We start from the raw sequence: 16,517 nt of genomic DNA, 5'->3' as shown, positions 1-16,517 counted from the left end.
TATTGCCTTTAAATTCGCTCTGTAGACTTTTTCAGGAAGCCCTACTTAACAATCTTTCTTTTAATATTGCTGATTTAAAGAGCTTGTTCTCAGAGACATCTTTACGGAGTACTTAATATAACGAGATGTGCAACTACTTTTGAGCTATTGATTTTAGGTTGTTTGAGCTATTCAGAATCCAAAAAATCGATCAACTTAATCCTGGAAAATAAAGGTTCCAGACTTTTAGTTGCAGATCGCGTTAACATGGATTGTTTAGATAAAATATTTTTGATGGGCGATCGCATTTTTATGATCGCTAGGATGAGTTTGATATGAAAAGTTTAGATATTAATACTGCTAGCGCAAATTATAGTGCTTACGACAGTCGCCGCATCTTGATTGAATTTACAGGTGGCAATTTCACACAAAGGCTCCAAGGCACTACAACTCATACAGTTATTGTTCCCTACAGTTCCCTTTCTAGAAAGCTGCAAACAATCCAGCGACTTGGTGGCAAGATTATTAATGTATCTATTCATCCTCAGCTTGAAGTATTAAAGGTCAATCCTGAAAATGCTAATCCTGAGCAAATCAATGAACCCATTCTTGAAGTTCATCATCAGATCTCACCAAAAGAAACACCTAAACAATCTGTTGAACAACCTATTGCTGAAACTTTAGAAAATGGAGTTGTTGAGGTTGATGAAATAACGTCAGGAGCCTTTCCTGAACTTACTCTTCAGACCATCTCAGAGATTGCTCATCAAGAAGTTTCTGACGCTAATTCAGAAAATGTCTCAGCAGCGCCACAGGTAATTACTCCCAAAAAGAAAAAAGCTGTATCTGAATCAACTACTAGCTCCAAAAAGACGAAAGCCTCTACTAAAGCCAGTCAAGAGGTTAGTAAACAGGATAGTAACCCTCAAGTTCAAGAACCGATCGCGATCGCTGAAACAATTACAATATTTGAGCAAGTTTTAGAACCTGAGCCAGAAATTGTTGTCGAGACAATCAGTGCCATTATTCCAGAGACAAACCTCAAGCTTATATCTGAAGAAACTTTACCAACAACTCCCCAAACTGAATCTCAAGAACCGATCGCACCCTTGCCTAAATCTAAAACCACCAAAGATTCTAGTAAATCAGGGCATGGTTTTAATAAGCCCAAAAGTGGCACAAAATCACCAAGATCGCTAAAGTAGCCAAAAAGTTAAACGAACCACAAGAAATTTTTTAAAAGTGTTGCTTCGCAACACTTTTAAAAAATTTCTTTGTTCGGGTTTGAGCGCCAAGCGCTCTAACATTTTGATGACCAAGTTTAAAACCCAAAAGATAATTGCTGCGCAAAGCTCCGCAATTATCTTTTGGGTTTTAGCGATATTATTCGTAAGCTTCTATCGGTAAACAAGAACAGACAAAATTGCGATCGCCAAAAGCATTATCAATGCGTCCAACACTTGTCCAGAACTTATGTTCCTTGAGCCAAGGCGCAGGATAGGCAGCTTGATTGCGCGTATAAGTGTGGTTCCACTGATCAGTAAGTAGAGCCTCAGCGGTATGAGGAGCATTTTTTAGCGGATTATCGATTTTATCCATACCTCCAGCAGCGATCGCATTGACCTCTTCCTTAATAGAAATCATCGCATCACAGAAGCGATCGAGTTCGGCTTTCGATTCGCTCTCTGTTGGCTCGATCATCATTGTTCCTGCCACTGGCCAAGACATAGTGGGCGCATGGAAGCCATAATCCATAAGGCGCTTCGCGATATCATCCACATCGATACCTGCGATCGCTTTACAATCATGTAAATCAATAATACATTCATGGGCGACTAAGCCATTTTTGCCAGTGTAGAGAATTGGATAGTGCGGCGCAAGTCGTTGAGCCATATAGTTGGCATTCAAGATCGCGACTTCGGTGGCAAGCTTTAAACCCTTCGCTCCCATTAGGGCAATATATACCCATGAAATTGTGAGAATACTAGCACTACCCCAAGGAGCTGCCGAAATTGTGGTTTGCTCAGGCTGTCCGTTAAAAGGATGCTTCGGTAAAAATGCAACTAGCTGTGGCGCAACACAAATTGGTCCCATTCCGGGCCCACCACCACCATGAGGTATGCAGAAAGTCTTGTGCAAGTTTAAATGACAAACATCTGCACCAATATCCCCTGGGCGACATAGACCAACTTGGGCATTCATGTTTGCCCCATCCATATACACCTGCCCACCGTAATAGTGAATGGCGTCACAAATATCCTTAATTGCTTCTTCAAACACGCCGTGAGTGGAAGGATAGGTGACCATCAGCGCCGCCAGTTCATACTGATACTTTTCGGCTTTAGACTTCAAATCATCAATATCAATATTCCCTTCCTTGTCACAATTCACTGTGACGACTTTCATGCCAGCCATGACTGCACTGGCCGGATTTGTCCCATGTGCCGAAGTCGGAATTAGGCAAATATGACGATTAGTTTGACCGCGATGTTGATGATATTCGCGAATTGTAAGCAGCCCTGCATATTCACCTTGTGAGCCAGCATTGGGCTGGAGCGATACACCCGCGAAGCCTGTGATTTCGGCTAGCCAATTTTCTAACTGATCAAATAGAACTTGATAGCCTTGGGTTTGTTCTAGTGGAGCGAAGGGATGAATATTGCCAAATTCTGACCATGTGACAGGAAGCATTTCCGAAGTTGCGTTGAGCTTCATCGTGCAGGAGCCGAGGGGAATCATGGATGTAGTCAGCGATAAATCTTTCGATTGGAGACGATAGATATAGCGTAGTAGTTCTGATTCGGAATGGTAGGAATTGAATACGGGATGGGTGAGATATGGGGAATTACGAATTAGAGAATTAGGAATTACGAATTGATCTTCAGGAACTCGTAATTCGTAATTCGTAATTCCTAATTGATCTTCAGAAAATATAGCAATTAGATCTAGTAAATCTTGTTTAGAGACAGTTTCATCGAGACTAATTGCGATCGCCCCATCGGCGAAGTAACGCAAATTAATCTGTTTAGCAGCGGCTCTAGTTCTGATTTCATCGCTAGAGATTCTCTTTAACTCAACCCGAATCGTATCGAAAAAGGCTTGATGCGAAACTTTATGTCCTAATTTCTCTAGAGATTGAGCAAGGGTTGCGGTCAAGAGATTGACGCGCTTAGCGATGCGTTGCAATCCTTGCGAACCATGATAAACCGCATACATACTCGCCATGATCGCTAGCAATACTTGAGCAGTACAAATGTTACTGGTTGCTTTGTCTCGGCGGATATGCTGCTCGCGAGTTTGTAGTGCCAAACGTAGAGCAGGACGACCATGCACATCTTTAGAAACTCCAATCATGCGCCCTGGCATTTGACGTTTGTAAGCTTCCTTGGTTGCCATGTAAGCGGCGTGAGGTCCTCCATAGCCAAAAGGAACTCCAAATCTTTGAGCGCTCCCGATCGCAATATCTGCACCAAACTCAGCAGGAGCTTTAATTAATGTCAGTGCCAACAAATCTGCCGCCACGATCGCCAAACCACCATGAGCATGAATTTGAATAATACATTCGCTGTAATCATAGATCGCACCATCGCTAGCAGGATACTGCAACAAAGCCCCAAAGTATTCTTTATCAAATTCAAACTGATCGTGTTTAGCAATAACAACTTCAATTCCTAAGGGAATCGCACGGGTTTTAACCACTGCGATCGTCTGCGGATGACAATCTACGGAAACAAAGAATTTACTACCCTTGTTTTTGGCGAGTCCTGCTGCCATCGTCATCGCTTCGGCTGCGGCGGTTCCTTCATCTAAGAGAGAAGCATTAGCAATTTCTAAACCCGTTAAATCGATGATCATGGTTTGAAAATTGAGCAGAGCTTCCAATCTTCCTTGAGCAATCTCAGCTTGGTAAGGGGTGTACTGTGTATACCAACCAGGGTTTTCCAAAATATTACGCTGAATAATTGGCGGCGTAATGCAGTTGTAATAGCCAGTGCCAATATACGATCTCCAAACTTGGTTTTTTGAGGCGATCGCCTTCAGTTCTTGCAGTAGTTCATATTCGCCTCTCGCTTCCCCTAGCTGCAACGGTTGCTTAATTCTGATGGCATCAGGCACAGTCTTGGCAATCATTTCATCAAGAGAGTCACAACCAATTGCTGTAAGCATTTGCTGAATTTCTAAAGAACTTGCACCAATGTGACGGCTAACAAAACTATCGGTTGCTGCAAAGTCATCATCGCTAAGAGTCTCGCCAATATAGTCTTGATTTGTTTTAGCTAAAGAAAAAGCTGGAACCTTCAATGATTGTGTTTCGGTAGTTTCTGCAATGGTCGAGTCTTGGGTTGTCACGGCTAGAGAAGGTTCCAACATAGAGTTTATTGTGTAGATGGAAGATGGATTTTTGGGTTGATGGCGATCGCTGACTGTAGTTGCTGTAAACGCAGATGACATTACGCTACCAACTCAAACCCTATGCTATTACAAATTCATTACAAAGTGTTAAGGATTAATGAGATTTATCAACTTAATAGTTTTTTTTATGATACTCCCTTCCCACCGAAAGAATAGACTTTGTAAAGTGAAGAATTATTTGTGCTGCTGGTATTGCGATCGCCAGAGAATTTACAAATACAAGACAAAATGTAGCGATCCTAGAAGGTGAAGGCAAAGACTATATAGCAATGTAAGTTTTGCTTAGGACATAAAACCCAAAAGATGAGTGGCGGCGCTTCGCGCCGCCACTCATCTTTTGGGTTTTGATTTGTCCTAGCTATTTCTTGCGGTGCTATATGAGCAAATCAGTCAAGATCCCTATCAAAGTACTGACAAAAAATTTTGGTGATATTGGGGTATGTGAGATCGCTAAAATATGTCTTGACTACAAGTAACATATAAGTTACTGACGAACATCCTGAACCTATTGCTCATACTGAATAGTAAGGTTTTGAGTAGATATGGCGCTGACTTAAACCGCACCATATCTATATTTTCTGAATTGGCGCAAGTTTAGGATCGATGATTTTTTTGCCTTGACCTGAGAAGGCAACGGCTAAGTACATCTTGTCACCAGTACCTAACAAGTTAGAAACTTGACCCTCGCCAAACTTATCATGCATTACGCGATCGCCTACTTGCCAATCTATACGAGGTTTAGGCTTAACCGCATTTACCTTGACGGGAGGCACAGACCTGAGCGACCCTTTAACACTTGTAGCTTCAGCGCGTTGGCTTGCCTTGCTGATGAACTTATCGATGCCATGTCCTGTGAGATATTCTTTGGGAAGCTCGGCAAGGAATTGCGAAGGAATGGCATATTCACGGTTGCCATAGAGACGACGGGCTTGAGCATGACTGAGAAACAACTTCTCTTTGGCTCGAGTGATACCCACATACATAAGACGACGCTCTTCTTCCAATGCCATCGGATCGTTAATGGAACGAAAGCTAGGAAATAAGCCTTGTTCTAGACCAACGAGGAAGACCACAGGGAATTCTAAACCTTTAGCTGCATGGAGAGTCATCAGAGTGACCTTGTCAGCATTCTCACTGCTGTCATCAAGACTAGAGGCTAGAGCCGCATTAGCTAAGAAAGCATCAAGGGAAGCATCTTCATTCTCTTCGGCAAATTGAACCGCTGCGTTATACAGTTCTTGCAAGTTAGAAATGCGATCGTTTGCTTCATCATTACTTTGAGCTTTCAGTTCATCGACATAGCCAGATTCAGCGAGAATGCCTTGAATGATATCCGCCGCAGGAGTGGTGGCAACTTTCGCTTGCCATTTTTGCATCAATTCTACAAAGGAAAGCACACCCCTAGCCGATCGCCCTGCTAGAGTTTTGACTGTCGTCTCATCGCTGATGATGTCCCAGATGGGGACGCTGAGCTCTTGGGCGGCTTGTTGGAGCTTGTCGAGGGTTGCCTTGCCAATGCTGCGTTTAGGAACATTGATGATTCGCATCAAGCCGAGAGTATCGGATGGATTAGATAGCAAGCGCAAATAGGAAAGAACATCTTTAATCTCTTTGCGATCGTAAAATCGTAAGCCGCCCACGACTTTGTATGGAATGTTCCAACGCACCAGCATTTCTTCAAAGGGGCGAGACTGGGCGTTAGTACGATAGAGAATCGCAAAATGTCCAAGATTGGCGCTAGGTGTTTTGGTCTTAACGCGGCGAATCTGCTCGATCACAAACTGCGCTTCATCAACTTCATCATCGGCCCGAAATAGCTCGATTAAGTCTCCGTCGGGTCTGGTCGCTTTCAGGATTTTATCGATACGCTGAGTGTTATGGTCGATCAGTTGATTGGCAATTTCGAGGATATTAGCAACAGAACGATAGTTTTCTTCTAGCTTGATCATTGTGCCTGTATGGGCATCTGGCATGCGATCGCCAAAAGCTTCTTGAAATTCCATCAAGATCGTGAAGTCAGCAGAGCGGAAACTATAAATCGATTGGTCAGCATCACCGACGACAAAAATGGAACGATCTTCCCAAGTTGGCTTTTTATCATTAGTGGATAGCAACTGAATCAAATCATATTGAGTGCGATTTGTATCTTGATATTCATCAACAAGAATATGCTTAAAGCGATTGTGCCAGTAGTTAAGAACTTCAGGATTTTGCTTAAATAGGCGCACAGGCAAAAAGATTAAATCATCAAAATCGAGAGCATTATTGGTGGCTAGTTGATTTTGGTAGAGGCTATAAACTTGAGCGATCGCCCGCTTACGAAAAGACGAATCATCACTCTGAGCTTCGTATTCTTCAGGAGTCCAGCCTTTGTTTTTGGCATTGCCGATCGCAAAACGTACGGATTTTGGCTCAAATTTCTTTTCGTCAAGGTTTAGTTGATTGATGACAATGTCTTTGATTAATGATTGCGCATCAGAGTCATCAAAAATCGAGAAGTTTTTTGTCCAGCTTCGACCATTACTATCTTTGTATTTATCAATATCAAGGCGCAAAATTCGACAGCACATGCTATGGAAAGTCCCCATCCATAGACCATCTTGGGCATAACTATTGATATATTGCTTATAAACTTTTTTGCGAAGTTTATCCTGTTCCCAGTCAGGAATTTCGCTTAAAGTTTTACCTAATTCCCTTTGAGCGACCTCTTGAGTTAACAAGGATTGAATTCGTTCATTCATTTCCTTGCCAGCTTTATTCGTAAACGTCACGGCTAAGATTTGCTCAGAGGCAACACCGTGATTGAGCATTAAGTTGGCAATGCGATAGGTCAATGTCCTTGTTTTCCCTGAGCCTGCCCCTGCGACCACGAGCATTGGGCCATGCAAATGGCTTGCGGCTTTTTGTTGGGCTGGGTTGAGATGAAGCAAAAAATTGGAACTCATGGGCGCAGGAGGGAGAAACTTAGGTAGACTCTAATACAGTATGCCAAAAATACAGTACTAACGTGGATATTTACTGCACGCGCCCGAATTGTACCAAGCCTTTAAATTCTTTTGCCGATCTTGATAGCGGCAATACGCTCAAAACGATCGCTCAAAAATTCTGTACTGCTTGCGGGATGCCCTTGCTGCTTGGAGGACGCTATATCGTTGAACGCCCGATCGCTCAAGGGGGGTTTGGTGCGACTTTTCTTGCCCGCGATCGTTATACGCCCGCGATGAAACGCTGTGTGGTGAAGCTGTTGCAGCCCGTGGGGTTAACTAGTTCACAGATGGTAATCGCCAAGCAAATGTTTGAGCGTGAGGCTACAGTTTTAGAAGATTTGGGTACACATCCGCAAATTCCTGATTTGCTCGCCTACTTTGAAGTGCAGTCGGGACAGGATGAATTTTTTTATTTAGTGCAGGAATTTGTTGATGGCTATACGCTCGAAAAAGTTATCGAGATGCATGGTGGTGCGATCGCGGAGGCAGATGCTTTAGAAATCATGCAAAGCCTGTTGCCTGTGCTGACATTTATTCATGATAAAGGCTCGATTCATCGTGATATCAAACCCGCGAATATCATGGTTCGCAAGCTCGATCAAACTTACTTTTTGCTAGATTTTGGCGCAGTCAAGCAAGTAGCTGGAGCAGTACAAGGTCAAAAATCTACAGGTATTTTTACGCCTGGGTATGGCGCACCTGAACAAATGCGGGGTGATACGGTATTTCCTGCTACCGATCTCTATGCCTTTGCGGTAACTTGCCTCTTTTTGCTAACTGGCAAAGATCCTGACGAATTATTTGATGTAAATTACAACAAATGGCAATGGGATCGCTTTGTGACGCTCAGTCCTAATCTTAATAATGTTTTACACAAAATGTTAGAGACGGCTCCCAGCGATCGCTTTACCTCGGCGGCTGATGTCCTCCAAGCCCTCAATTCTAAAATATCAGTACAGCCATTGGTACAAGCACCAGCAGTAACCCCAGCACATCAGACCAGTATTCAAGTACCTGTACCTGCGCCACTTCCTAATTTTGCGCCTTCGGTTCCAAAGCCTGTAGCTCAGCGATCGCAGAAAACGCCTTGGTTATTAGCAGCACCAATTAAGATTCAATTCATTGCAGCTTTTTTGCTTGGTGTCGAAGCGATGCTGCTATGGCAAGTGAGCACAACAGTCGGCATCGCCTTCATCGGATCGCCAGCCAATTTGGTTGCTTTTGCAGCCGTATTGCTTGGCGTAATTCTACTCAGGATTAGTTCCATTCTTGATAATAAAGACCTATTTGTATTCGTAAATTTGTTGAGTTTTGCTGTAGTTTGGGGAGTGCAAACTTTTGGGAAACTCTCTCAATTTCAGAGTTTTCCAAACTGGATCGAGATTGCTCAATATTGTGGAGTTGCAGGTTTTAGTGCGATCGCCCTGATGGCAGCCTTTCGCCTCATCTTCCAATTACTCTATTCCTTTCTCTAATTAATCTATTCTTTAGGATATAAGCGATCGCCTAAACCTTAACTGCAAAAAGTAACACGCGATCGCCTATATCTCTCTATCCAATAAAGATGATAAAGTAGCCTCAGCAAAGAGGTTTGTCAGTTTTAATTGCGGTGCGATCGCGCATGGAGTCAACATGGTGACTGTAAGGCGGTGGAGATATAGATCGGCGGTTTTAGCTACTTTTGTGGTGGCTTTAGGAAATATTTCGCTTTTCTTGGGTGTTGCCTTGGCGCAAGGCAACCTGAAGGAAGCGGTTGGTGGTGAATGCGCGATCGCCAATATTAAGCAGTATGTGGCGCAGATCGAGAAAAACTACTCCGCGGAATTGGAAGCTAAGTTTAAAAAATGTGCTGTGGTGGCGGTTCCTTGGTTGATTGAGCAGACTAAGGTTAATAATGCGGATACTCAAGTTACGGCGATTTCTCTGCTGGCGATGATTGGGACTCCTGCGAGTTCGGCGGCTCCGAGGTTAATTGAGTTGTTGCAAAGGTCGCAAAATGAGGATCTGCGGATTTTGGCTGTTGGTGCTTTGCCTAAGGTTGCTAGTTCTGAAAACCTAAAATCTATAATTGCTATTCTTGGCTTAACGCTCAAAGATAAGAATCAGGATGTAAGGTTTGGATCTGCACTGGCTCTTGTTGAGTTATATAAAAATGGAACTAGGCTGTCTATTTCTGGTGAAACTACTAATTTTTTGAAGCAAGTAATTAGTAAGGATGTTGTTCCTGATTTAATTGCTAATTTTAAATATGATGATATTCGCCCTAATGTGATCGATGTTTTAAGTAGAGTTGGGAAGGATGCTGTACCTGATTTAATTGAAGCACTTCGAGATAAGAATGAGTATTTGCGTGATGCTGCTGTCGATACTTTTGGGAAAATTGGTAAAGATGCTGTGCCTGATTTAATTGTTGCTCTTCAAGGTAAGGATTGGAGAGTGAGAGTGAGAGCGGCTGATGCTTTAGGAAGAATTGGGAAAGATGCGAAGGATGCCATACCTGCTCTAATTTCAGCTTTTCAATATCCTCCTAATATAGACGACGACATAGACTACTTACAAGATATAATCTCTGCGGCTAGTGATGCTTTGCTACAAATTGGAGAGGATTCTATACCTGCCCTTATATCTGCCCTTAAAGATCGCGATCCCAATATACGTTCTAATGCTGCATATATTTTGGGGAAAATCGGAAAAAACGCTAAAGATATCGTACCCGCTTTGATAACTGTCCTTAAAAATAGCGATCCAGATATGCGCTCTAATGCTGCCGAGGCTTTGGGAGAAATTGGTAAAGATGCTAAAGATGCTATACCAACTTTAATACTTGCTCTTAAACATAAAGATGAATATACACGATTTTCTGCTGCTAGAGCATTGGGGAAAATCGGTAAAAATGCTAAAGATGCTATACCTCCTTTGATATCTTTGCTTAAAGATAAAAATCAAAATATGCGCTCTTCTATTGTCGAGGCATTGGGAGAAATTGGTAAAGATTCTAAAGATGTTATACCTGTCTTAATATCATCTCTTAAGGATAAAGATGAATATGTACCCTCTTCTGCTGCTAGAGCTTTGGTAAAAATCGGGAAAGATGCTGTACCTACTTTAATATATATTCTTCAAAACAAGAAAGAATCTATTGAGTCTGAGTTTTATGTTATTCAAGCATTAGGGGAAATCGGTAAAGATGCTAAAGATACTATACCTGCTTTGATATCTCTACTTAAAGATAAAGATATGCGTGCTGCATCGGCTGAAATTCTAGGAAAAATTGGTAAAGATGCTAAGGATGCTATACCTGCTTTGATATCTCTACTTAAAGATAAAGATATGCGTGCTATAGCTGCTCGGGCTTTGGGAGGGATTGGTAGAGACGCTAAAGATGCACTACCTGTCTTAATATCTGCTCTTCAAGATAAGGATGACAATGCGCGTACAGCAGTAGCATATGCCATAGGAAAAATAGGTAGAGATGCTAAAGATGCTATACCTGTTTTAATATCTGTTCTTCAAGATAAGAATAATGATGTGAGTCATCCTGATATCAATGAAGCTTTTATATTTCGTATTAATGTAGTAGATGCATTAGGGGGAATAGGGAAAGATGCTGTACCTACTTTAATATCTATCCTTAACGATAAAAAACTGGATATACGCAATTACTCTGCTATAGCTTTGGGAAAGATTGGTAAAGATGCCCAAGATGCTGTACCTAGCTTAATATCTATCCTTCAAGATAAGAATGAGAGTCTGTATATTCGGGCTTCTGCTGCCTCAGCACTAGGGGAAATTAGGAGGGATGATACAGATATTAACTTTGCTTTAATATCTATCCTTCAAAACAAGAATGAGAATCTGTATATTCGTGCTTCTGCTGCCAAAGCGCTAGGGAGAATTAGAAAAAATTACAAAGATACCATATTTATTTTAATTTTTTCTCTTACGGATGAGGAAGAAGATGTACGTGCTGCCTCCGCTTACGCTTTGGGAGAAATCAATCAAAACATGGAAAATGCGAAAGAGATTGTAGATGTACTTACTATGTTTTTCAGGAATAGAAAAGAATCTGTATGGACAAGAGCTATTGCTATAGACTCTTTAATAAAAATAAACTCAACAGAATCACGTGTAGTATTAATAAAGTATCAAATGTTAGTAAACTATATTAAACGGGTAGCATCTTCCGGCAGACCAGTTTCTGCGGTAGTCGTTGTAAAAAAAGCAGCACTAAATTTCGCTCAAAAGAATCAACCAATAGTATGTAAAGTGGTTCTAGGAAGCGTTATCATACCATCATGGAAATGTCCTAGGAAATAAATGCAATGTCTTATGAATTTCCCGAAGCTAATTTAAAAAGATTGAACTTCAGAAAGAAAGACCTAACTGAAGCAGATTTTAGTGGTGCAGATATTCTAGGAGCAGACTTTACTGATGCAATTCTGATTGGGGCTAACTTCCAAAATGCCAAAACAGGATTAAGCAGAAATTGGACAATTGGCTTAGAAATAGCATTATTTCTCTTAATCTTACTGGTAGGACTAATATCTGGATATGAGTCTTTATTTATTGGCAACATTATCGGCGATGGCGAAATCCATATTTTTGGCACAATCTTTTTGATTAGTTTGATAGTAATTCTCTTCGTTATCTACCTTCAAGGAATTAGCGCAATCCTAGCCATCCTTGCCGAAATCATGGCATGTGGATTTATTATCACAAGCGCATTTTTACCAGACGATCTCGCAAAACTAGCCTTTGGAGCGCAATTTACTACCCTTGCGCTAACAGGAGCGATCGCTGGCATCATTAACATGTCCATCGCCGTTGCGATCGCGCGATCGCTAATGTGGCGCGGAGCCTTAATCTTTACCAGCATCACCGCCCTCTTAGGCATTATCTTCGGCGTGATCTTAGGTGGAGCCAACGACACCTCCTATATTGTGTCTAGCCTCATCGCCATTACCGTCATTGCATCAGGCACATATATCGGTTGCCAAGCCATCCAAGGAAACAGAAAATACGCCCTCATTCAATCCATTGCGATCGCCGCCATCTCCCAAGGTGGAACCAAATTTCGCCGCGCCAACCTCACCGATGCAAACTTTACAGAAGCTACCCTCAAAAGTGCCGACTTCCGCCAAGCAAACCTGACCCGTACCAACTGGTACTTAGCCAAACAACTAGAACAAGCCCGTTGCGATCGCACCTATCTCGAAGATCCTCAGATCCGTCAACTAGCCATTACCAAAGACGGACAAGGTAAACACTTCGAGCATCTCAACCTCCATGGATTGAACCTAAAAGACGCAAATCTCAAGGAGGCCTTCTTTATCGGTGCAGACCTCAGCGAAGCCACCCTCGAAAACGCCAACCTCACAGGATCAAGACTCGTCAAAACCCAGCTATACCAAGCCAATCTCTCAGGTACTTGCTTAACAGGAGCTTATATCGAAAATTGGGGCATTTCCACCGACACCAATCTCGATAGCGTCAAATGCGATTACATCTTCATGCAGCTACCTACCGCAGCCGATCCCGATCCCTGTCGCAAACCTGACAATAAAAAGGAAAATTTCAAAGAAGGTGATTTTGCTGACTTCATCGCCCCCATCATCAAAACCCTCGACCTTTACCAAACTCAAAACCTCGACCTGCGCGAAGTCGGCATTAAATTCAAAACCCTTGACCTATTTCACTACGAAGGCATTGATCCTAGTGCGGCAGCGATCGCCCTCAAACAACTGATAGAACAACATCCCGAAGCAGAACTAGAAGTAATTGCCCTCGAAGGCAGAGGCAATGAGAAAATCCGCTTGCAAGCCAAGGTCACTGGAGACACCAACAGGTCAGCCCTTAATGCCGAATATTTTGCCAAATACAAACAAATTAAGTCTTTGCCCTATAGTGATATGCAAGCTCTCTTAACAGGCATTGAAGAAAAAGACGAACGCATTCGCAGTTTAGAAAAACTATTAGAAAATGCCATCAGTCAGCCTAAATTTTATGTAGAGACCTATCAAAATCAAGGAGAGTTTATCATGACCCAAGAAAATAAAGGCAACGTTAGCATCAGTAGCGTCCAAGGCAACATAAGCGGTATCGCTGCTGCTGGCGAAAATCAAACTATGACAGGTGTTGCTCTAGGTGCAATTAGTGGCAACGTCACCAACACCATCAGCCAACTTCCCGATACCACCGATCCCAATGAACCCAGTCTTAAAGAATTACTAACCCAGCTACAAGCCCTAATCGAATCTGAATCTGAGTTAAATGAAGAAGATAAAGTAGAAGCTCTAGAACAAGTAAAAGTTCTCGCTGAATCTGGACAAAAGCCTGAAGATAGCACCTTACAAAAGCTAGCCAAGACCGCCGTAAAAATCTTGAAAGGAACGATCGCTAGTCTGCCCGATGTCACAAAACTCGTTGAATCAGGAGCAAAATTGTTGCCTTATATCACCAAGCTTTTGGGCTTGCCTTAATATTCTCCAATAGATTCTATCCAAAGCTAAGCGATCGCTCTCCAATGATTACCCCACCAATGCGATCCTTGAGACATGAACCACGCGATCGCATCACAATGATAAAATTTCTCGATGTATGACAATACCTGCAAATTTCTCGCCGAGAACTTTCCCGAAGACTTTGCCAGTTGGCTCTTGGGGAACCCGATTCCACTAACCAAACTCGAACCATCGGAACTCTCCGCCGAGCCAATCCGTGCAGATTCTGTCATATTTCTAGAGTCATCGGAAATAGTTGTGCATTTGGAGTTCCAGACCAAAACCGATGACACCATGGCATATCGGATGGCGAACTATTGGTTGAGACTTTACGGTAAATATCCGACCAAAGCAATTCATCAAACTGTTATCTACCTAAAGCGTACAAATTCTCCTCTTGCCCACCAGACCAGTTTTAAATCTAAGCAGTTAAATCATGAATTTAATGTCATTCGTCTCTGGGAACAACCCACTGACATCTTTCAGCAATACCTAGGACTATTGCCTCTCGCCGTCTTAACCAAAACAAGCGATCCAGAAAAAACTTTAAGGGATGTGGCTAGACAAATTGATAATATTGCCGATAAACGAGTACAAAGTAACGTAGCAGCGTCTACCGCTATAATATCGGGTATAGCCTTAGACAAAGCAATCATCCAAAGACTACTAAGGAGTGAAATCATGAAAGAATCAGTGATTTATCAGGATATTTTACTGGAAGGCGAGGCAAAAGGCGAGGCAAAAGGCAAGGCTGAAGGCAAGGCTGAAGGCAAGGCTGAAACTGCCCGTCAAATAGCCCTAAACATGTTGCTTGCTAACGTCTCTACAGATTTGGTTGCCCAATTTACAGGACTAACTCTCAAGCAAGTCCAAAAACTGCAAAAGATTTCCACAAAACTGCCCAAGACACCCAAGTCTTCAAAACCAAAGCGATCGCAAAAACCTTAACTTTTAAAAAGCAAATCGCTATTTTTGAATTGTGTTGGCGTATATCTCAATACAAGTGGCTAAAGCTATATTAGTTTTTACCTAAGTTAATCCCAAACAAATTATTTAAGCGATCGCGTACCCATGTAAGTGCAGCGTATTGAGATCGTTGCAATTCTTCTTCATTCAATAATCCGAGACTGATTAAAACCTGTTGACGTTCTGATAATTTCAAAGCGATTTGTTCGCCTAATTCCTTATGTTCGTTTAAAAGTTTTTGCAATTGTTGACGCTCCACCACAAAAAGAACTGTATCAACTACCAAAGCTCGGACAGTTGCAGTTCGGGGCGTACCAGTCAGTAAGGATATCTCACCAAAGAAATCCCCTTCTCTTAAAGTCGCGATCGACTGATTATTCTTTTCAGAAAAAATTTCGACTGTACCCGACAAAATGATGTAGAACTCTTCACTCGGATCACTTTCACGGCAGATAATTTCACTGATATCAAAATGTTTGCGATACCCCCTTGCAATTAGCGCAAATAGTTCTATTTCTGTACATCTCTCAAAATATGATATTTTACGTAATAAATCGCGCAGACTGCTAGTGCTTATTTCATTACTAGCAGAAGAGATAGAAGGACTTGGTTGTTTTGTGGTTTGCAGATTTTGTGTATTTTGATAATCTTCTGGATTTCCCGCAGTAGCAATTTGACGGAGTACTTCAGGGTTATGCAAAATTAGTTCTCTAGTTGGGAAAGGAATTCTAATACCTCTAGATCTAAACTCATAAGCAATCCGAAAATTAATAGAACTCCGAATTGGTTCGTTGGCATCAGGATCGTCAATCCAGACCAATAGCTCAAACTCAAGTGATTCTCTCCCAAATGATTTAAACCAAACTTCTGGAGGTGGGTTAGATAGTACACGGGGTTCATGTCTAGCCGCAGTTAGCAAAGCTTCAGTTAAGACCAATAGATCTGTGTCATTAGCAACACTAACAGGGATGTGAATTCGGCAGGTATGCCCCTCATAACTCCAGTTGACGGTATTGTTTTCGATAAACCTTTGATTTGGCACAATTACAAATAAGTCATCTTCAGTACGAATAATCGTGGAGCGAATGGAGATTTTTTCAATTGTGCCTTTGAGTTCTCCGATTTCGATATAATCACCGACTTTGAGTGTTTGCTCGAACAGCAAGACCAGTCCGCTAATAAAGTTACTGGCAATATTTTGTAATCCGAAACCAAGCCCAATACCAACCACACCTGCAATTACGGCTAAGGAACTTAGATTAATTCCAGCCGTTTGTAAAACGATCACGCTACTAAGAGTGATCAATACATATTTGATAAATACGGTAATAGCTTCTTGTAATCCGCGATTAATGCGAAGTCGAGTTAAAAGCGATCGCCGAATGATTTCGCTAATAAGTTTGGATACAAAAAAAGCTAGGATGATTAGTCCTAGTAAAGAGGCGATTGTGGCGATCGAAAACTTAGTACCTCCGACATCTAAAATTTGGGCTGTGAAGATTTCATACAGTTTTGTTAATAAAACATCCATCTTTTCGACTATTTCTCCACAACTCAAGTCAAAGTAAGTTTAGACAATATTACAAAGCAATATTGTCTAAACTTACTCATAGCCTAATGATTTTCAAACCGCTATATAGCTTCTTATGATCAAATATAGCTATGTCAGGAC

8 protein-coding genes are annotated in these 16,517 nt (G+C 41.9%); 5 read left to right on the top strand and 3 right to left on the bottom strand.

Annotated features, from left to right (window positions below):
- The first annotated feature begins 314 nt into the window (after window positions 1-314).
- A complete protein-coding gene (locus APA_RS04250) occupies window positions 315-1,184 on the top strand; it encodes a phycobilisome linker polypeptide (protein ID WP_201321077.1) in 870 nt (289 codons plus the stop codon).
- 178 nt (window positions 1,185-1,362) lie between these two features.
- Here APA_RS04250 and gcvP read toward each other — a convergent pair whose 3' ends face one another.
- Together gcvP and pcrA are read right to left on the bottom strand one after the other, a co-directional pair.
- Complete coding sequence (gene gcvP, locus APA_RS04245; protein ID WP_201321078.1) at window positions 1,363-4,350, bottom strand: aminomethyl-transferring glycine dehydrogenase; 2,988 nt, start codon at window positions 4,348-4,350, stop codon at window positions 1,363-1,365.
- Window positions 4,351-4,961: 611 nt separating this feature from the next.
- On the bottom strand, window positions 4,962-7,337 hold the full coding sequence (pcrA, locus tag APA_RS04240) for a DNA helicase PcrA (protein WP_201321076.1): 2,376 nt from the start codon (window positions 7,335-7,337) through the stop codon (window positions 4,962-4,964).
- Window positions 7,338-7,399: 62 nt separating this feature from the next.
- Here pcrA and APA_RS04235 point away from each other — a divergent pair, with 62 nt between their 5' ends.
- From APA_RS04235 to APA_RS04220, 4 genes are all read left to right on the top strand, one after another.
- Entirely contained in the window at window positions 7,400-8,854 is a 1,455-nt protein-coding gene (locus APA_RS04235) for a serine/threonine-protein kinase (protein ID WP_201321075.1), read from the top strand.
- A gap of 157 nt (window positions 8,855-9,011) precedes the next feature.
- Entirely contained in the window at window positions 9,012-11,696 is a 2,685-nt protein-coding gene (locus APA_RS04230; RefSeq protein ID WP_201321074.1) for a HEAT repeat domain-containing protein, read from the top strand.
- A 5-nt stretch (window positions 11,697-11,701) separates the two neighbouring features.
- On the top strand, window positions 11,702-13,858 hold the full coding sequence (locus tag APA_RS04225; RefSeq protein WP_201321073.1) for a pentapeptide repeat-containing protein: 2,157 nt from the start codon (window positions 11,702-11,704) through the stop codon (window positions 13,856-13,858).
- A gap of 114 nt (window positions 13,859-13,972) precedes the next feature.
- Window positions 13,973-14,827, top strand: coding sequence for an Rpn family recombination-promoting nuclease/putative transposase (locus APA_RS04220; RefSeq protein WP_201321072.1), 855 nt, complete (start codon window positions 13,973-13,975; stop codon window positions 14,825-14,827).
- A 70-nt stretch (window positions 14,828-14,897) separates the two neighbouring features.
- Here APA_RS04220 and APA_RS04215 read toward each other — a convergent pair whose 3' ends face one another.
- The gene (locus APA_RS04215; protein ID WP_201321071.1) at window positions 14,898-16,376 is read right to left on the bottom strand and encodes a mechanosensitive ion channel domain-containing protein; all 1,479 of its coding nucleotides are present in this window, start codon (window positions 16,374-16,376) and stop codon (window positions 14,898-14,900) included.
- Between the last annotated feature and the right edge of the window lie 141 nt (window positions 16,377-16,517).

The organism is Pseudanabaena sp. lw0831 (assembly GCF_016584665.1).
In the GTDB taxonomy this organism is placed as follows: domain Bacteria; phylum Cyanobacteriota; class Cyanobacteriia; order Pseudanabaenales; family Pseudanabaenaceae; genus Pseudanabaena.
The sequence above is the reverse complement of the archived record's forward strand: the minus strand, read 5'-3'. Positions and strand labels throughout refer to the sequence as shown.